Genomic DNA, 17,617 nt, shown 5'->3' on the forward strand with positions numbered 1-17,617 from the left:
CGGGAGGGATGATACACCAACGCCAGCAAGGAGAAGTGCATGACGGTGCTGGGCATCATGGGCGGCAGCGGCCTCTACGAGATCGCAGGCTTGAAGGACGCGAAATGGTGTCGGGTCGCATCGCCGTTCGGCGAGACATCGGACGAGTTCCTGTTCGGCGTGCTCGACGGACTCGACGTCGTCTTCGTGCCGCGCCACGGCCGCGGCCACCGCCATTCACCGACCTCGATCAACTACCGCGCCAACATCGACGCGCTGAAGCGCTCGGGTGTCACCGACATTCTCTCATTGTCGGCCTGCGGTTCGCTGCGCGAGGACCTGCCACCCGGCCATTTCGTCGTCGTCGACCAGTTCATCGACCGCACCTTCGCGCGCGACAAGAGCTTCTTCGGCGACGGCTTCGTCGCGCACGTGTCGATGGCCCATCCGACCTGCAGCCGGTTGGCGCGGGCCGTCCACGATTGCGCACGCAATGCCGGATATCCGGTCAAGTTCGGCGGCACCTATCTCGTGATGGAGGGTCCGCAATTCTCCAGCCTCGCCGAGTCCAATCTCTACCGCAGCTGGGGTTGCGACGTGATCGGCATGACCAACATGCCGGAAGCCAAGCTCGCCCGCGAGGCGGAGATTTGCTACGTCACCGTCGCCATGGTGACCGATTTCGATTGCTGGCATCCGGACCACGGCCACGTCCAGGTTACCGACATCGTGCGCGTCCTGCACGACAACGCCGAACGGGCCAAGTCGCTGGTCAAGATGGTGGCGCCGCTGCTCAGGAAGGCGCGGCCCTCGCCCTGCCCCTCGGGCTGCGACCATGCCCTGGAACATGCGCTCATCACCGCCCCCGACGCGCGCGCTCCGGCCATGGCGAAGAAGCTCGAGGCGGTCGCGGGCCGGGTGCTGAAGGCTAGATAGCCGGCGCGAGCCGGTGCGCGACCAGCGAGGCGTAGCGCGCGGCCACCGGCAGGAAGACCTTGAAGTCGAGATGGCTCGCGCTGCCCGCAAGGTCGCTGAGGCAGCGCACGTTGACCACGGGGATGTCGCCGCCCCAGCGATGAGCGACCTGCGCCACCGCCCCGCCTTCCATCTCGACGGCCAGCGCGTCGAACTCGGCGTGCAGCCGCCGCCGCACTTCATCGGAGCTGATGAAGGTGTCGCCCGTGAGGATCGTGCCGAAATGGATGCCCGGCACGCGTCCGCCGCGAACGATCGCGTCGGGAAGCGGTTCCAGCACCAGGCTCGCCAGCGCCATCCGCAGGCGCGCCACCACCGAATCCGACAGCGGATAGCCCGGAGTCCACTCCTCGCCCAGCGAACGGCGGCTGCCGGGCTGGACCGTACGCAGCCCATCTTCGTACTGCACCTTGTAGTCATGCTGGAGGTTTCCGGCGCCAACCACGATATCGCCGACGTCGAGCGCCGGATCGAGGCCGCCGGCCACGCCGCAGACCAGCAGGGCGCGGCAGGCGAAGCGGTCGAGCAGCAGCGACGTCGCCACGCCGGCATTGACCTTGCCGGCGCCCGATTCGACGAACACCGCCTCGCGACCCGCGATGACGCCCCGCCAGAAACCCAGTCCGCCGATCTCCTGCACCTTGCCGGGCCGGTCCGACAGGTGGACCAGTTCCTCGGGCAGGGCCGATATGACGCCCAGGAGCCTGTTCGACATGGTCGAATGGGCTATAAGGTCGCCGCCCCGATGTCCATCGCCCCCATCGACCTGCAGGCGCTGCGCGATTCCTGCACCCTGCTCGCCCGCGACGCCGGACGCGAGATCATGCGCATCTACGCCGGCGATCTCGGCGTGCGCGACAAGGCCGACAAGAGTCCCGTCACCGACGCCGACCATGCCGCCGAGGCGATCATCGTCGCCGGGCTGCGCGCGCTCGCGCCCGGCATGCCGGTGGTCGCCGAGGAGGAGATGGCGGCCGGCCGCGTGCCGACGCTCAATGGCGGGCCATTCTGGCTGGTCGATCCGCTCGACGGCACCAAGGAATTCATCAAGAAGAACGGCGAGTTCACGGTCAACATCGCGCTCGTCGACGAGGGCCGTCCCGTCCTCGGGATCGTGCTGGCGCCCGATCCGGACACGCTGTGGCGCGGCGCCGCCGGGATCGGCGCCGACAAGAGCGAGAAAGGCGGGCCGTTCGGCACCATCGCCACGCGCCGGGCGCCCGCGCAAGGGTTGGTCGCCTGCGCCAGCCGCAGCCACGCCATCTACAGCGATCTCGACATCTGGTTCCGCAACAACGACATCAAGGTCGCCGACCGGCTGCAGGCCGGATCGTCGCTCAAGTTCTGCCTGATCGCCGAAGGCAAGGCCGACATCTATCCGCGCTTCGGCCCGACCAACGAATGGGATACCGCCGCCGGCCAAGGCGTGCTCGAGGCCGCGGGCGGCGAAGTGGTGACCACCGACGGCCGGCCGCTCTCCTACGGCAAGCCCCGATTCTCCAATCCGCACTTCATCGCGCGCACGCTGGACGCGCGATGAGCACGGCGCGGGAGATCGAGGAGGCCGCGCGCCTGATCCGTGCCGGCGAGCTCGTCGCCTTTCCGACCGAGACGGTCTACGGCCTCGGCGCCGACGCCACCAACGAACGCGCCGTCGCAAGGATCTTCGAGGCCAAGGGCCGGCCGAGCTTCAATCCGCTGATCATCCACGTGCTCGACGCCAAGGAGGCCGCTCGGCTGGTGCGCTGGAACGAGACGGCAGAGAAGCTCGCCGTGCGCTTCTGGCCCGGACCGCTGACGCTCGTCCTGCCGCGTGCCGCGTCCTGCCCGATCGCTCTGCTGACGACGGCCGGTCTCGACACCGTCGCGATCCGGGCTCCCGCCCACGCCCTGGCGCAGGCCCTGATCCAAGCCGCCGGCCGGCCGATCGCCGCGCCGTCGGCCAACCGCAGCGGCTCGGTCAGCCCGACGCGGCCGGAGCACGTCGCCGAATCGCTGGGCGACCGAGTCCGCATGATCCTCGACGGCGGGCCGTGCGAGGTCGGCGTGGAGTCGACCGTCCTCGACCTCACGACCGCATCGCCCACCCTGTTGCGGCCAGGCGGCGTCACGCGCGAGGCGATCGAGGCGGCAATCGGCCCGATCGAGGTCAGCGACGCGATTCCGGCCGGCAAGTCGCCGCGCAAGTCGCCGGGCCAGCTCGCGAGTCACTATGCGCCGTCCCGGCCCGTACGCCTGAACGCCGCCGGTGCCACCGCGCGGGAGGGACTGCTCGCCTTCGGGCCGAACGTGCCGGCGGGAGCGATGTTGACCTTGAATCTCAGTCCCGGCGCCGATGTCGGCGAGGCCGCCGCCAACCTGTTCGCCATGCTGCGGGCCCTCGACCGGCCCGACATCGACCGCATTGCGGTCATGCCCGTTCCGGAAGCGGGGTTGGGCCTCGCGATCAACGACCGCCTGCGTCGGGCGGCGGCGGATGACGGGTCAGGCCGCCGACGTTAAGCTGGCGCAAACGCGAGGAAACAATGCCCGACACCATCGTCCAGCCGCCGATTCCGACCACACCGGTCACCGCCGAGACCCTGGAGAAGCTGCGCGCCATCGTCGGCGACAAGGGCCTGATCGAGGGTGAGCAGGACAAGAAGCCGTTCGTGACCGACTGGCGCGGTGCGCGCTCGGGCAGCGCCGCGGTAGTCGTGAGGCCGGCGAGCGTCGAGGAGACGTCGAAGGTCGTCAGGCTCTGCCATGACAACGGCATCGCCATCGTACCGCAAGCCGGCAACACGGGCTTGATGGGCGGCGCCACGCCCTGGCCGAGCCACCGCGGCATCCTCCTGTCGGTCGGCCGCATGAACAAGGTGCTGGAGGTCGACCCGGTCGGCTACTCGATGACGGTCGAGGCGGGCTGCATCCTGCAGACGCTGCAGGAGACGGCGGCGGCGCACGACCGCTTCTTTCCGCTCAGCCTCGGGGCGCAGGGTTCGTGCCAAATTGGTGGCAACCTGTCGACCAACGCCGGTGGCGTGCAGGTCCTGCGTTATGGCAACGCGCGCAACCTGGTGATGGGACTGGAAGTCGTCCTGCCCAACGGCGACGTCTGGAACGGGCTGCGGTCGCTCAAGAAGGACAACACCGGCTACGACCTCAAGCACCTGTTCATGGGCGCGGAAGGCACGCTCGGCGTCATCACCAAGGCGGTGCTCAAGCTCTGGCCCGCCTCCAAGGACGGCGCGACCGCGTGGCTCGCGGTGCGCGATCCGCAGGCGGCCATCGAAATCCTGTCCGAAGCGCATTCGGCCTCCGAGGACAACGTCGAGTCATGCGAGCTGATGAGCCGCGAGGCGACCGAGATGGTGCTGCGCCACATCCCGGGTGTGCAGGATCCGCTGAAGGCGGACACGCCGTGGTACCTGCTGATGCAGTGGAACTCCTCGCGCGCCAAGGCCGACGGCGCGGAAGGAATGTCGGAGAAGATGGAACAGTTCCTCGCCGACCAGATGGAGGCCGGCCGCGTGCTCGACGCCGTGATTGCCCAGAACGAGGCCCAGGCGCGCAACATGTGGCGCATCCGCGAGGGCGTCGCCGAGGCCGGCCGCGCCGAGGGACCGGGCCTCAGCTACGACATTTCCGTCTCGATCTCCAAGGTTCCCGAGTTCATCGACCGCGGCATCAAGGCGGCGCTCGAGATCCTGCCCGGCCTCAGGCCGCATCCGCTCGGCCATATCGGCGACGGCAACATCCATTTCAGCTTCGGCGCCCCCAAGGGCATGGACCGGCAGACCCTGCAACAGTACGCGCCGGCCGTCACGCGCGCGGTCAACGATCTCATCACCTCCATGGCGGGCTCGATCTCGGCCGAGCACGGCATCGGCATCGAGAAGATCGACGAGCTGGCGCACTACAGGAGCAAGGTCGAGCTCGACACGATGCGGGCACTCAAGCGCGCGCTCGATCCAAAGAACATCATGAACCCGGGCAAGATCCTTCGGCTGTGAGCACGTTCGTCGACAAGCTGCGGTCGACCGTCGGCGACAAGGGGCTGATCACCGACGGGCAGGAAAAACACCCCTACCTCACCGACTGGCGCGAGAACTATCTCGGCACGGCCGAGGCAATCGTGCGGCCGGCGACGACCGAGGAAGTTGCCGCCGTGGTCGGGCTCTGTGCGGCCGAGAAGGTCCAGATCGTGCCGCAGGGCGGCAACACCGGCCTGGTCGGCGGCGGCATGCCGCACGAGACGGGTCGCCAGATCGTGCTGTCGCTCACCCGCATGAACCGCATCCTCGAGGTCGACACGGTCGGCTATTCGATGACGGTCGAGGCGGGCGTCGTGCTCAAGGCCATCCAGGAAAAAGCAGCCGAGCACGACCGGCTGTTTCCGCTGTCGCTCGCCGCCGAAGGAAGCTGCACCATCGGCGGCAACCTCTCGACCAATGCCGGCGGCGTGCAGGTGCTGCACTACGGCAACGCGCGCCAGCTCGTGCTCGGCCTGGAGGTCGTGACACCCCGGGGCGAGATCTGGAACGGGCTGCGCGCGCTCAAGAAGGACAACACCGGCTACGACCTGCGCGATCTCTATCTCGGGGCGGAAGGCACGCTCGGCATCATCACCAGGGCGGTGCTCAGGCTCTGGCCCAAGCCCAGGGACGTGGCGACGTCGTGGATCGCCGTGCCTTCGCCCGAAGCCGCCGTCGAGCTGCTGAGCGCCGCCCATGCCGCGAGCGAGGACAACGTCACCTCCTGCGAGCTGATGTCGCGCCAGGGAGTGGATTTCGTCCTGAAGCACATTCCCGGCGCAATCGATCCGCTCGCCGGGAAGCACGACTGGTACGTTCTTCTCGAATGGTCCTCGACCCGGCCGCGCCGCGATGGCGCCAACCAGTCGGACCTGTCCGAAAAGATGGAGGTCTATCTCGGCGATGCGATGGAGAGAGGCCTGGTGCTCGACGCCGCGCTCGCCCAGAACGAGGCGCAGGCCCGCGCTTTCTGGGCCCTGCGCGAGAACCACTCCGAGGCCCAGAAGCGCGAGGGACCGTCGATCAAACACGACATCTCGGTCGCCGTGAGCAGGATCCCGTCCTTCATGAAGGATGGCCTGGCGGCGATGATGAAGGCCCTGCCCGACTGCCGACCGGTGCCGTTCGGCCATGTCGGCGACGGCAACCTGCACTTCAATTGCCAGTCACCCCCCGGCTGGGACAAGAAGCGATTCTTCGCCCATGGCGACGCCATCAGTGGTGCGGTTTACGATCTGGTGGTGAGCTATGGCGGCTCGATCTCGGCCGAGCACGGCATCGGGCGGCTCAAGGTCGACGAGCTCGCCCACTACCGCAGCAAGGTCGAGCTCGACGTCATGCGCGCGATCAAGCGCGCGCTCGATCCCGACGGCCTGATGAATCCGGGGAAGATCGTCCGGATCTAGGCGATTTCGCCGACGGCCTTGCGGAAGCGGGCGACCGCCAGGGCGAACAGCACGGCGCCGATCGCAGCGATGTAGATGAACTGCGGCCACACGGTCTCGAAACCGGCGCCGCGGAACAGGATGGCCTGCGCCAGCATGATGAAGTGCGTGGTCGGCGCCGCCAGCATCACGTGCTGGATGAACTCCGGCATGCTCTCGCGCGGCGTCTGGCCGCCCGACAGCATCTCGAGCGGCACCAGCACGAGAACGATCAGCATGCCGAACTGCGGCATCGAGCGGGCGACGGTGCCGAGCAGAATCCCCATCGATGTTGTCGCAAAGAGGTGCATGGCGGCGCCGGCCAGGAACAAGGCGACCGAGCCGCCGATCGGCACCGCCAGCAGCACCTGCAGCACGAAAGCCAACGACAAGGCGCAGGCGACCAGCACCACCAGCGCCATCGCCCAGACCTTGCCCAGCATGATCTCGAGCGGCGTCACCGGCATCACCAGCAGATGGTCGATGGTGCCGTGCTCGCGTTCGCGGATCAGCGCCGCGCCGGTCAGGATGATCGACAGCATGGTCACGTTGTTGATCAGCTCGACCACGGCGCTGAACCACGAGACCGTCAGCGACGGATTGAAGCGGGCGCGCAGGACGAGTTCGACGGGTGCCTGCGTGTTGCCCCTGTAGCGCCGCAGGAAGGAGTCAATCTCGCCGCTGACGATGCTCTGCACGTAACCGCTGCCGGCGAAGGCCTGGCTCATGCGCGTGGCATCGACATTGAGCTGGATGGAGGGCCGGTCTCCATCGAGAAGGTGGCGCTGGAAGTCGGGCGGAATGTCGAGTGCGAAGGTGTCGAGGCCGGCATCCATCCGCCGATCCATCTCGTGCGGGGAGATGAGCGGCGGCTTCATGAAATACGGCGGCATGAAAGCGTCGACGATGCGCGTGGAGAGCGGCGAGCGGTCCTCGTCGACGATGGCAATCGGCGTCTGGTTGAGCTGCTCGGGCATCGAGGTCGAGGCGGTGTAGATCGAGATGCTGAAGGCGAACACGATCAACCCCAGCATCATGGGATCGCGGCCGAGGCCACGCAGCTCCTTCAGGCCGAGACCGATGATGTTGGCGAGCCGCATGGTTCAGCTCTCCTGCTTGCGCAGCAGCAGGGCGCTCACGGCAATCAGCACCGGCGCCGCCAGAAGGAGCGGCCAGAACGCGTCCTGCAGGTCGGCGAACCCGAGCGCCTTGGAGAAGGTGCCGCGTGCGATGGTGAGGAAGTGGGTCATGGGATAGGCCTCGCCGACCGCCCCGCCGAGACCCTGGAGAGAGGTCACCGGATCGATCATGCCGGAGAACTCCATCGCCGGGATCATGGTGCCGATGGTCGTGCCGAAGATCGCCGCCGACTGGCTGCGCATGAAGGACGAGAACAACAAACCGATCGCGGTGGCGGCGGCGACGTAGATCAGCGCTCCGACCGCGAGCGCCATGAAGCTGCCCTTCAGCGGGATGCCGAAGGCCAGGACGGCGAGCAGGGTCAGCAGAAGGAAGTTCACCATGCCGAGCGCGATGTAGGGCAGCTGCTTGCCCATCAGGAACTCCAGCCGGCTGACCGGCGTTACGTAGAAGTTGACGAGCGATCCCAGCTCCTTCTCGCGCACGACACTGAGGGCGGTCAGCATGGCGGGGATCAGCAGCAGCAGCATGGGAATGACCGCCGGCACCATGGCGACCAAGCTGCGGACGTCGGGGTTGTAGCGGAAGCGGACCTCTACGGTGGCTGCCGGTTCGGCCGCGGCCATGCTCGTCAGCCAGTTGGCGTGCATGCCTTGCACATAACCCTTGGCGGTCTCCGCCCTCATCGGCATCGCGCCATCCAGCCAGGCGCCGACCTCGACCTGCCGGCCGCGCGCGATGTCGCGCGCGAAGTTGGACGGGAGCTCGATGGCGAGACTGAGTTCGCCCGACCGCATGCGGCGATCGAGGTCGGCATGATCGGCGAGCGGCGGCCGTTCGCTGAAATAGCGCGAGCCCGCGAGGTTGAGGGCGTAGTCGCGGCTGGTCGTGGTGTCGTCGCGATCGAGCACGGCGAAGCTCAGATTCTCGACATCCATGTTGATGCCGTAGCCGATGACGAACATCAGGATGACGCTGCCGAGCAACGCCAGGGTGGCGCGGATGGGATCGCGCGCCAGCTCGATCGCCTCCCGTCGAGTGTAGGCCAGCAGGCGGCGCAACTCGAACGGCCGATGCTTTCGCCGCGCCGGATTGGCGCCATCCGGCAACTCCGCCGACCGACCGTCGCCCTGCTCGGCCGCGGCGTCCTGGAGCCATCCGACGAAGGCCTCCTCGAGCGTATCGACGCCGCGCCTGGCGACGATGGCCGCCGGGCTATCGGTCACCAGGACGCGGCCGGCATGCATCAGTGAGATGCGGTCGCAACGCTGCGCCTCGTTCATCAGGTGCGTCGAGATGAAGATCGTAACCTGTTCCTGGCGCGCCAGGTCGATCATGATCCGCCAGAACGAGTCGCGCGCGATCGGATCGACGCCGGACGTCGGCTCGTCCAAGATCAGCAGATTCGGCCGATGGATCACGGCCACCGCGAGCGACAGGCGCTGGCGCCGACCGAGCGGCAACGTCGGCGGCAAGGCGTCGAGGACGTCGAGCAGCTCGAACCGCTCGGCAACTTCGCCGACCCGAACGGCGATCGACGCCTCGGGGAGGCGGAATAGGCGCGCGTGGAGCTCGAGGTTCTCGCGCACCGTCAGCTCGCCATAGAGCGAGAACGACTGCGACATGTAGCCGACGCGGCGGCGGGTCTCGAAATCCCGGGCATCGAGCGACTGGCCGAACAGCCGCGCCTCGCCTTCGCTCGGCGGCAGCAGGCCGGTCAGCATCTTCATCGTCGTCGTCTTGCCGCAGCCGTTCGAGCCGAGAAAGCCGAAGATCTCGCCGCGGTCGATACGCAGGTCGACATGGTCGACGGCGACGAAGTCGCCGAAGCGCTTGGTGAGGCCGTGCGCCTCGATGGCGACCTCGCCGTTCTCCTCGCCATCGCGCGGCCGGATCTCGACGGGGCGATAGTCGTGCAGGCGTTGCTCGGGCAGGAGCGCAATGAACGCCGCCTCCAGCGACGCGGTGGCGGTGCGCGCCAGCAGGTCGGCCGGGGTGCCGGCGGCGAGCACCCCGCCAGCATGCATGGCGACCAGCCAGTCGAATCTCGCCGCCTCCTCCATGTACGCGGTCGCCACGATCACGCTCATGCCGGGCCGCGCGGCGCGGATGCGGGCGATCAGATCCCAGAACTGGCGGCGCGACAGCGGATCGATGCCGGTCGTCGGCTCATCGAGGATCAGCAGGTCGGGATCGTGGATCAGCGCGCAGCACAGGCCGAGCTTCTGCTTCATGCCGCCCGACAGCTTGCCGGCCGGACGATCGACGAACGGCGCGAGGCCGGTCGCCCGAGTGAGCTCGGCTATACGCCGCGCGCGCTCACGGCGGCCGTGGCCGAACAGCCGTGCGAAGAAGTCGATGTTTTCGGCGACGCTGAGCGAAGGGTAGAGATTGCGGCCCAGCCCTTGCGGCATGTAGGCGATGCGCGTGCAGGCACGGCGGCGATGGCGACCGCGGGCCATGTCGCCGCCCAGGACCTCGACGCGGCCCTTCTGAAGGCGCCGCGCGCCGGCCATCAGCGACAGCAGGCTCGACTTGCCCACGCCGTCCGGGCCGATCAGGCCGACGACGATCCCGGCCGGGACCTCGAGGTCGACGGCGTCCAGGGCCGTCACCTTGCCGTAACGCAGATCGACTCCGGTCAGGCGCGCGACCGGATCGGTCATTGCGGCAGCTTGATCGCGAGATTGGCGGGCCACTCCGCCTTCGAATCGGTGCGGACGTAGGCGACGCCCGGCAGGCCGGTCTTGACGTGGTCGATATGCCGGTCGAGCAGCGCCGGGCCGATGTTCGCCTTGACACGGAACATCAGCTTGAGCCGTTCGATGGAAGTTTCGACGGTCTTGGGCGTGAATTGCGCCACGTCGGCCACGAACGTGACCTTGGCCGGGATGACGTACTCGGGCGCCGTATCCAGGATCAACCGGACCTCGCTGCCCATCGCGATCCGACCGGCCGCCTCGGTCGGCAGGAAGAACGTCATGTAGACGTCGTTGAGGTCGACCATGTTCAGGACGCGGCCACCCGCGCCCAGCACCTCGCCGGGCTGGGCCACGCGGTACTGCACGCGGCCGTCACGCGGCGCCTTGAGTGCGCTGTCGTCGATGTCGGCCTGGATGCGGTCGATGGTGGCAGCCGCGGCCTCGTAGGCCGCCTGGGCGCCGACGACCTGGGATTCGGCCGTTCCGATGGCGGCATCGGCCGCCGCGAGCTGGGCCTCCGCAGCGGCAAGTGCCGCCTTGGCCCCGTCATGCCGGGCGCGATCGTCGTCGAGGACCTGCTGGGCGGTGGCGCCCTTGGGGGTCAACTCCTCCGAGCGCGCGACGCGCCGACGCGCGGCGTCGACCTCCGTGCGCCGCTGCGTCACCAGGGCGAGCGCCGCCTGTTTCTCGGCCTTGCGCTGGACAACCTGCGAGCGCGCGGTCTCGATGGCGATGCGGGCCTGTTCGCGCGCCGCCTGCACCTCGCGCAAGTGCGATTCGAGGACCCGCGTATCCATGTTGGCCAGCACCTGGCCCTCGCGCACGAAGTCCCCCTCCTTCACCAGGATGTCCTTTACCCGACCGGCCAGTTTGGCAGAGATGTCGATGTCGACGGCCTCGATGCGGCCGTTGCCGCTGGCGAATCCGGGTGGCAGCGGCTGCGGACGCAGCCATTGCCACGCGACAAAGGCCACGCCTGCGGCAAGCACGGCCAGCGCGATCCTTGGAAGCCACGATTGCCACGGGGTCATGATCGGGTCGGGAACACTCGGTTACGAGCGCCCGATTGCTACACTGTTTGCGCGGCCTTCCGTTGACCTGGATCAACGGTCTAGCGCCTGTCGTCGTCCTTCTCCTCGACGATCTCGTACTGCACGTCGATCACCTTGCGTTCGTGGCGCGGCGGTTCGGCGACCGACCTTCCGATGAACAGGCTGCGGATCCAGCTCTTCGCCTTGAAGACCAGGATGGCGAGCAGCGCCACGGCCGCGACGCCGGCGATGACGGCGAATCCCAGCACGGCCAGCACGATGAAGCCGATGAGGCCGAGCGCCGCCTGCAGCCATACCCGCGCCGGCAGGCGCGCCAGCACCTCCATGAACTGCTTGAACGTCATTGCGCCCAGCGCTTCTCGAAGTCCCAGACTTCCGGGAAACCCATCAGCTCGTGCATGCTCTTGTACTGCGGGACGCCGACGCTGATGCTCGTGCCGTGGGCCTGCAGGTGCGTCCAGGCCTGGCGCATCGCCTCGGCGGCCACGCTGAAACCCAGGCCGGGATAGATCGCGAGATCGAAGCCCCACTTCTTCAGGCGCGCGACCTCGACCCTCGGCGTCTTGCCGAACTCGACCATATTGGCGAGCAGCGGCTTGTCGACCTCTCGGCCGATGCGTTCCAGCTCTGCCTCGCTCTCGGGAGATTCGACGAAGATGACGTCGGCGCCGGCCTGCTCGTAGAGCAGGGCGCGGCGCAGCGCCTCGTCCAGCCCATGCGCCGTGCGCGCGTCGGTGCGGGCGACGATCATGGTCTCGGAATGGCGGCGTGCTTCGGTCGCGACCCTGATCTTGAGCACCATGTCCTCCGCGGGCACGACACGGCGGCCCGGGGTATGCCCGCACTTCTTGGGCATCTCCTGATCCTCGATCTGGATGGCGGCGACACCCGCGGCCTCGTAGCCGCGCACGGTGCGTCGCACGTTGAGAAGGCCGCCATAGCCGGTGTCGGCGTCGGCGATCAGGGGAGTCTCCGTGATCTCGCTGATCATCTCGGCACGGCCCACCATGTCGGAATAGGTGGCGAGGCCGGCGTCCGGCAGGCCGAGCATCGACGCCGTGGCGCCGTAGCCCGTCATGTAGAGGGCGGGGAAGCCCATGCCGTCGGCGACGCGCGCCGAGATGCCGTCATAGATGCCCGGCGCCAGGATGAATTCGCCCCTCGACAGCAGCTCGCGCAGCCGGGCCGCCTTGATGTTTCCCGCCATGTGCCTTCCTCCCGTTCCTGACTCTATTGCGCCCGAGCCGAGGGAAGGTTGCAAGCGGCCTCGGCGAATCAGACCGACACGGGCTTGAGGTCGTTGGAGCCGGCGGCCTGGCAGAAGGTCGTGGTTTCGGTCGTGGTCTGGCCGTTCTTGGTGGCCGTGAGCTCGATCGGCCGGCAGGTGCTGCCGTCCGTGCGCGTCGCTCGTGGGCCGACCGGCTTGGCTGCCACAACCGTCGCCGGCGTCGATGAACGAGCGCCCGTCGAGGACGCGCTCGTCGGCTCGACGGTGTAGACGGTGGCTTCGTTGGTGTCGGTGACAAAGGCGCGCTGGGTCGCCTCGGCCAGCCGCCGGCGCTCCTGCTCGTCGAGCGCCCGACCGACGAGGTTGCCGGCGAGGGCACCCACCAGAGCTCCGCCAATGACACCGCCTGCCGAATTGAACGCCAACCCGCCAACCGCACCGCCGATACCGGCCCCCAACACGGTGCCCATGGTCTGGTTGGATGGCCCGCCGTCGCGACCGGTCATGCAGCCGGTCGCCAGCACGAGCACAGCCGCCATGCCGGCGGTCCGCAACGCGATCTTGGATGGGACGGCAGTCATCTGGTGCATCTCCGCTTGTATTCCTGAACCTTCACCCTACTCCACAAGGACTGGCCGCGGCCACGGGCTTCGTCTTCAGCGTCTGCGTAACTTCTCGGTGCATCGCACGAGGCCAGCACCAGACCGTTGCGCACCAGGGCCAGGGCGAGATCCACGCGCTCGCTGTCCGGCACCTGGCCAACCGGCGCCCTGGCGCCGAGCGGTGTGACCAGGCAGCGATACAGCGGCGTGCCGTCGGTCAGGCGATCAGTCTGGCGACACCGCAGGTGCCTCGGCTCCGATGCCAGAGCATTGGCCGCGAGCTGACGCAACGCCGGATCGTTGACGATGTCGATGCCCTGCAGCCGTATTTCGTCGGGCCGTCCGGCCAGCCCGATCATGAGAAGCGTCCGGCCGAAATGGCCAAAGTCACCCTCGACGAACTCGATGGCCCGGCGCCTCGCCTCGATCTCCTCCTCCTGCTTGCGCCGGGCCTCCTCCTCCAGGCGCTTCTTCTCGGCCTGCTCGGCCTCGAAGCGGCGGCGCAGTTCGTCCTCGATGTGACGCTGGCGCTCAGCCGCTTCCTCCTCGAGCCGGCGGCGCTCGACCGCCTCCTGCTGCTGGCGGGCCTGCCTCTCCTGCTCGGCCCGGAGTTGCGCCGCATCCTGTTCCGCCTTGAGCCGCGCCGCCTCCGCGGCTTCCGCGAGCGCGAGCGCCCTGATCGTCTCGGGATCGGGGCCGCGGTTGGAGTAGGCATAGTATCCGCCGCCCAGAGCGGCAGCCGCCACGACCGCCGCGACGGCGAGCCATGCGCCCCTCCCCTTCGGGCCTTCGGCCGGCGCGGGCGCCGACGCAGGGACGGCCAACGGCGACGGCGATCCGGGCCGCCCCATGACGACCGTCGCCTGTCCCTCGGGCGCCACCGCCAGGCCCAGCATCACGCGCCAGCCCGCGACGTTCTGCGGCCGCTCCGCGGCGGAAACCGCGAGCCCCGCGTCGATTCCGGTGCACAGGCCGGGAGAGAAACCCGCCGGAGCCGACTTGGCCAGGGGTCGATAGGAGTCGTTCAGCAGGCGGTCGAAGGCGCTCGGCGGCGGCGAACCCGTGATGGCGTGGTAGAGCGTCGCCGACAGACCGTAGATGTCGGTCCACGGACCCTGTTTCGCCGACGTCATCTGTTCGGCGGCGGCGTAGCCCGGCGTGAAAATCGCCGTCATTGCCGTGGTGCGGTCTGCCATGGCCGCCCGCGACGCACCGAAATCGATCAAGGTCGGCGCTCCCTTGGTGTCGAGCAGGATGTTGGCCGGCTTGATGTCGCGATGCAGGAAGCCTGCGGCATGAACCTGCTCGAGTCCGTCGAGCAGCGGCCACAGGATGCCGTCGATGTCGGCCGGCCCCAGCCGGCCGTCGCGCTTGAGGCGATCCTCCAACGTCTCGCCGCTCAGCAGCTCCATGACGATGTAGGCGGTGCCGTTGGCCTCGAGAAAGTCGAAGACATGCACGATGGCGGGCGCGCGATGCAGGGTGGCGAGCGTGCGGCCCTCGGAGACGAAACGGTCGCGTCCCCATCCGAAATCGTCGGCAACGCGCGTGTTGCGAGGCCGCACCGTCGTGTCGCCCTTGCGCACGGCCAACGCCGAGGGGAGATATTCCTTGATCGCGACCTCGCGGCCGAGCTGGCCGTCGCGTGCCCGGTAGGTGATGCCGAAACCGCCCTGCCCGAGAACCGAGATCACTTCGTAGCGGCCGATCGTCTGGCCCGGCTTGAGTGCGACGAAATCCTCCTCATCCGGTTCGCCGGCGGAGGGATCGCGGGTATCGCTCATGGTGCAAACCGATCGGGCATCGCCGCCGCTTCTATAGCTGCCGGATCACGAGCTCGACGTCGCCGACCTTGACCTTGGCGCCGGTCTGCAGCGGCAGCGCCGCACCGGCCGGCACCGCCGCGCCGTTGACGGCGGTGCCGTTGGTCGATCCCAGGTCCTCGATCTTGAGCGCCTCGCCGCCGGCCAGCGTGAGCCGGGCATGTCGACGCGAAACGGTGGCGTGGCCGACGACCAAGTCGCATTGATCGGGCGAGCGGCCGATCACCATCCCCTGGGCCGCCGTCATGAGCTTGTCGAGGGGAACGTCGAAGCCGAACTTCTGGCCGATCGAATCGACGCCCTCGAAGCGCAGGTTGATCTGCGGCAGCACCTTGGTCGTCGTCTTGACCGATGCCTCGCGCACGACGCGGATGTGATAGATCTGGACCGGCCGGCTGACGTTCTTGAGCTGGTGCTCGCCGCCGTCGACGAAAGCATATTCGACCTTGAGCTCGGCCACGTCGCGCACCGCCCGCGAGACGGCGATGCCGCCCGGCTCGGCCATTGCCTGGATGCGCGCGGCGAGGTTCACGCCGTCACCGAAGATGTTCTGGTCCTCCTCGTCGACGATGACCTCGCCCAGATGCACGCCGACCCGGAACAGCATGCGCTGCTCCTCGGAGAGCGTGTCGTTGAAGCGGGCCATGCGCTCCTGAATGTCGATGGCGGCGGCGACCGCCGACACGGCCGAACCGAACTCGGCCAGCATGGCGTCCCCCGCGGTACCCACGAGCCTGCCGCCGCCCACCTGGATGGCGGGGCGCCAGACGTCGATCTGGGCGGCCTTGAGATGCCGGAACGTGCGGGTTTCCGCCCCCTCCATCATGCGGGTGAAACCGGCGAGATCGGCATGGACGATGGCCGCGAGGCGGCGCTGCGTGGTGGCCATGATCATCCTAGTTTAGCGGCCAAATCTCGATTTCGCGCCCCTCCGCGAGCTGCTTCGCGCTCTGGGCGGCGAGCTTGCCGGCCGGCAGCACGGCCGGTCCCGCCACCTCGAGCGCGACATACTGCCTGCCCTGCGCACGCACTGTGGCTTGTCCCACACTGGCGGGCATTTCCACCCCCAGGACGGCGTGGCCCGGCATCGTCACCACGGCGAGCCTACGGCCCGACGTATAGCTGCGCAGGACGGCCGCGAGCGCCACGGCCTTGCTGTCGCAGTCGCCTCGGTTCTGGGCCAGCAGCGCCGGCCCGGGCAGGAAGTCGCCGCCGCGTCGTTTGGCATCGTCGAGGGCGGCGTAGGGGATCTGCTGGAAAAAGGTGAGCGCCAGGTCGACCCTCGCGGCGTCGTTGTCGGCGATGCCGGAGGTCCGGCCGAGGGCGCGCGCCACCGGCCGGAGCGACTCCTGCAAGGCGGCCACCGCGGCCGCGAAATCCACCACGATCCGGCGATCGCCGACGCGGCGCCGCAGATGCCGCGAGAGATAGGCCTGCTGGGCGCGGGTGAGGCGGCCCTCCACCCGCCGCGAGAGCTCGTCGGTCGCCCGCTGATCGCGCGCCGACAGGGTCCAACTCATCGTGTCGCCCGACCGCCGCAACTCAACACGCGCCCCGTCGCCAAACCCGGCCACCTCGTCGCGCAGTTCGCGCTCGAGCACCCGCCACATCTCCTCCAGACTGAAGTCCCGGAACGAGGCCTCGGCCTGGCGAATGGCGTCGCGGGTCAGGGTGAAGGCGGTGGCCTGTTCGCGCCGCTCGAGATCGCGCCAGACGAAGGTGAGCATCTCGTCGCCGGTACGCGACACGCGGCGGAAGTCGAGTTGCTGCGCCTGGGCGTCGGCCGAGAGCAGAACCAGGGCGGCGGCCGCCACCCGGCTCCAGGTCATGTCATCGACCCTTGAACGCCGGCGGCCGGCGCTCGCGCAGCGCGGTCAGGCCCTCGCGCAGATCCTCCGAGGTCTGGCACTCACGAATGCCCTGGCGAATCGCCGGGATGTCGGGCTCGGCCTGCGCGAACTGCTCGATGGCGCGCTTCATGTTGGACATCGAAAGCGGTGCCAGCCCGGCCAGGCGGGCGGCGACCTCGTTGACCCTCGCCTCGAAGTCGGCGCGCTCGACCAACCAGTCGAGGTAGCCGACTCGCAGCAGATCCTCGTCGCTGAAATCCTCCGACAGCAGGAAGGCGCGCTTGGCGAAGCTCGGGCTGACCTTCTGGGTGTAGCGGCGCAGGCCGCTCGGATAGTAGTGCAGGCCGAAGCGCGCCGCCGGCATGAAGAACCGCATCCCCTTGACGCCCAGGCGAAAGTCGCAAGCCAAGGCCATGTCGGTCGCGCCGCCATAGACACTGCCGTTGAAGGCGCACAGCGTCGGCATGCGCATCGCTTCGATGCGGTCCATGACCTTCTCGAAGCTGTCCTCGCCGTCGGTCGGCCGCGCCGCCTTGCCCGAGGGAATAGAGCCGAGGTCGTATCCCGAGCAGAAGGTCTTCTCGCCCGCGCCGGTGAGCACGGTGACGCGCACGTCGGGGTTGACATCAGCCGCCTCGACAGCGGCACGCAGCTTGGACAGCCCCGCCGGGTCGAGCCGGTTGTGCTTGGCGGGATCGTTGAGCGTGATGGTCGCGCGGGGGCCGTCGACGGCGAGCAGAACGGTGTCGGTCATGGCGCCGCGACAATAGCGCAGCGGGTCGCCAAAGGCGACCGAGCGCGGCATAGTGCCGAAGGAGGAAGATTC

At 68.4% G+C, this 17,617-nt stretch carries 15 protein-coding genes; 4 read left to right on the top strand and 11 right to left on the bottom strand.

What is annotated here, in order from left to right; all coding sequences use genetic code 11:
• The first annotated feature begins 39 nt into the window (after window positions 1–39).
• Window positions 40–915, top strand: coding sequence for an S-methyl-5'-thioadenosine phosphorylase (locus tag KIT25_16390; protein UYN93624.1), 876 nt, complete (start codon window positions 40–42; stop codon window positions 913–915).
• On the opposite strand, the gene KIT25_16395 is transcribed toward KIT25_16390, so the two are convergent.
• Window positions 908–1,669: a 5'-methylthioadenosine/S-adenosylhomocysteine nucleosidase gene (locus tag KIT25_16395; GenBank protein UYN93625.1), complete on the bottom strand. Its 762-nt coding sequence runs from the start codon at window positions 1,667–1,669 to the stop codon at window positions 908–910. The genes KIT25_16390 and KIT25_16395 overlap by 8 nt on opposite strands.
• A 686-nt stretch (window positions 1,670–2,355) precedes the next feature.
• Between KIT25_16395 and KIT25_16400 the strand changes: the two genes are divergently transcribed.
• Genes KIT25_16400 through KIT25_16410 form a run of 3 tightly spaced genes read left to right on the top strand, consistent with a single transcriptional unit; the run spans window position 2,356 to window position 6,376 of the window.
• The gene (locus KIT25_16400) at window positions 2,356–3,456 is read left to right on the top strand and encodes a threonylcarbamoyl-AMP synthase (protein UYN93626.1); all 1,101 of its coding nucleotides are present in this window, start codon (window positions 2,356–2,358) and stop codon (window positions 3,454–3,456) included.
• 23 nt (window positions 3,457–3,479) lie between these two features.
• Window positions 3,480–4,949: an FAD-binding oxidoreductase gene (locus KIT25_16405; GenBank protein ID UYN93627.1), complete on the top strand. Its 1,470-nt coding sequence runs from the start codon at window positions 3,480–3,482 to the stop codon at window positions 4,947–4,949.
• Window positions 4,946–6,376 carry an FAD-binding oxidoreductase gene (locus KIT25_16410; GenBank protein ID UYN93628.1) on the top strand — a complete coding sequence of 477 codons (1,431 nt, stop codon included), beginning with the start codon at window positions 4,946–4,948 and terminating at the stop codon, window positions 6,374–6,376. The genes KIT25_16405 and KIT25_16410 overlap by 4 nt, the downstream gene beginning before the upstream one ends.
• On the opposite strand, the gene KIT25_16415 is transcribed toward KIT25_16410, so the two are convergent.
• The 10 genes from KIT25_16415 to KIT25_16460 form a co-directional block, all read right to left on the bottom strand.
• Window positions 6,373–7,494, bottom strand: coding sequence for an ABC transporter permease (locus tag KIT25_16415; GenBank protein ID UYN93629.1), 1,122 nt, complete (start codon window positions 7,492–7,494; stop codon window positions 6,373–6,375). The genes KIT25_16410 and KIT25_16415 overlap by 4 nt on opposite strands.
• Window positions 7,495–7,497: 3 nt before the next feature.
• Window positions 7,498–10,200, bottom strand: a complete 2,703-nt coding sequence (rbbA, locus tag KIT25_16420) for a ribosome-associated ATPase/putative transporter RbbA (GenBank protein ID UYN93630.1) — start codon at window positions 10,198–10,200, stop codon at window positions 7,498–7,500.
• Window positions 10,197–11,267: an HlyD family efflux transporter periplasmic adaptor subunit gene (locus tag KIT25_16425; protein ID UYN93631.1), complete on the bottom strand. Its 1,071-nt coding sequence runs from the start codon at window positions 11,265–11,267 to the stop codon at window positions 10,197–10,199. Before KIT25_16425 ends, rbbA begins: the two co-directional genes overlap by 4 nt.
• An 80-nt stretch (window positions 11,268–11,347) precedes the next feature.
• Window positions 11,348–11,632, bottom strand: coding sequence for a hypothetical protein (locus tag KIT25_16430; protein UYN93632.1), 285 nt, complete (start codon window positions 11,630–11,632; stop codon window positions 11,348–11,350).
• Complete coding sequence (locus KIT25_16435) at window positions 11,629–12,483, bottom strand: isocitrate lyase/PEP mutase family protein (GenBank protein UYN97965.1); 855 nt, start codon at window positions 12,481–12,483, stop codon at window positions 11,629–11,631. The genes KIT25_16430 and KIT25_16435 overlap by 4 nt, the downstream gene beginning before the upstream one ends.
• 80 nt (window positions 12,484–12,563) lie before the next feature.
• A complete protein-coding gene (locus tag KIT25_16440; protein UYN93633.1) occupies window positions 12,564–13,097 on the bottom strand; it encodes a hypothetical protein in 534 nt (177 codons plus the stop codon).
• Window positions 13,094–14,902, bottom strand: a complete 1,809-nt coding sequence (locus KIT25_16445) for a protein kinase (protein UYN93634.1) — start codon at window positions 14,900–14,902, stop codon at window positions 13,094–13,096. Before KIT25_16445 ends, KIT25_16440 begins: the two co-directional genes overlap by 4 nt.
• 31 nt (window positions 14,903–14,933) lie before the next feature.
• Window positions 14,934–15,830, bottom strand: a complete 897-nt coding sequence (locus tag KIT25_16450; GenBank protein UYN93635.1) for an adenylate/guanylate cyclase domain-containing protein — start codon at window positions 15,828–15,830, stop codon at window positions 14,934–14,936.
• 7 nt (window positions 15,831–15,837) lie between these two features.
• Complete coding sequence (locus KIT25_16455) at window positions 15,838–16,770, bottom strand: hypothetical protein (protein UYN93636.1); 933 nt, start codon at window positions 16,768–16,770, stop codon at window positions 15,838–15,840.
• A gap of 1 nt (window position 16,771) precedes the next feature.
• Complete coding sequence (locus KIT25_16460) at window positions 16,772–17,545, bottom strand: enoyl-CoA hydratase/isomerase family protein (GenBank protein ID UYN93637.1); 774 nt, start codon at window positions 17,543–17,545, stop codon at window positions 16,772–16,774.
• Between the last annotated feature and the right edge of the window lie 72 nt (window positions 17,546–17,617).

Source organism: Enhydrobacter sp., from assembly GCA_025808875.1.
Lineage (GTDB): Bacteria > Pseudomonadota > Alphaproteobacteria > Reyranellales > Reyranellaceae > Reyranella.

Excerpts from the sequence above, each read along its gene's own strand:
- KIT25_16390 (UYN93624.1), top strand. The coding sequence starts at position 40 with ATGACGGTGCTGGGCATCATGGGCGGCAGCGGCCTCTACGAGATCGCA.
- KIT25_16430 (UYN93632.1), bottom strand. The coding sequence starts at position 11,632 with ATGACGTTCAAGCAGTTCATGGAGGTGCTGGCGCGCCTGCCGGCGCGG.
- KIT25_16450 (UYN93635.1), bottom strand. The coding sequence starts at position 15,830 with ATGGCCACCACGCAGCGCCGCCTCGCGGCCATCGTCCATGCCGATCTC.
- KIT25_16415 (UYN93629.1), bottom strand. The coding sequence starts at position 7,494 with ATGCGGCTCGCCAACATCATCGGTCTCGGCCTGAAGGAGCTGCGTGGC.
- KIT25_16395 (UYN93625.1), bottom strand. The coding sequence starts at position 1,669 with ATGTCGAACAGGCTCCTGGGCGTCATATCGGCCCTGCCCGAGGAACTG.
- KIT25_16440 (UYN93633.1), bottom strand. The coding sequence starts at position 13,097 with ATGACTGCCGTCCCATCCAAGATCGCGTTGCGGACCGCCGGCATGGCG.
- rbbA (UYN93630.1), bottom strand. The coding sequence starts at position 10,200 with ATGACCGATCCGGTCGCGCGCCTGACCGGAGTCGATCTGCGTTACGGC.
- KIT25_16455 (UYN93636.1), bottom strand. The coding sequence starts at position 16,770 with ATGACCTGGAGCCGGGTGGCGGCCGCCGCCCTGGTTCTGCTCTCGGCC.
- KIT25_16400 (UYN93626.1), top strand. The coding sequence starts at position 2,356 with ATGGGATACCGCCGCCGGCCAAGGCGTGCTCGAGGCCGCGGGCGGCGA.
- KIT25_16445 (UYN93634.1), bottom strand. The coding sequence starts at position 14,902 with ATGAGCGATACCCGCGATCCCTCCGCCGGCGAACCGGATGAGGAGGAT.
- KIT25_16460 (UYN93637.1), bottom strand. The coding sequence starts at position 17,545 with ATGACCGACACCGTTCTGCTCGCCGTCGACGGCCCCCGCGCGACCATC.
- KIT25_16425 (UYN93631.1), bottom strand. The coding sequence starts at position 11,267 with ATGACCCCGTGGCAATCGTGGCTTCCAAGGATCGCGCTGGCCGTGCTT.
- KIT25_16405 (UYN93627.1), top strand. The coding sequence starts at position 3,480 with ATGCCCGACACCATCGTCCAGCCGCCGATTCCGACCACACCGGTCACC.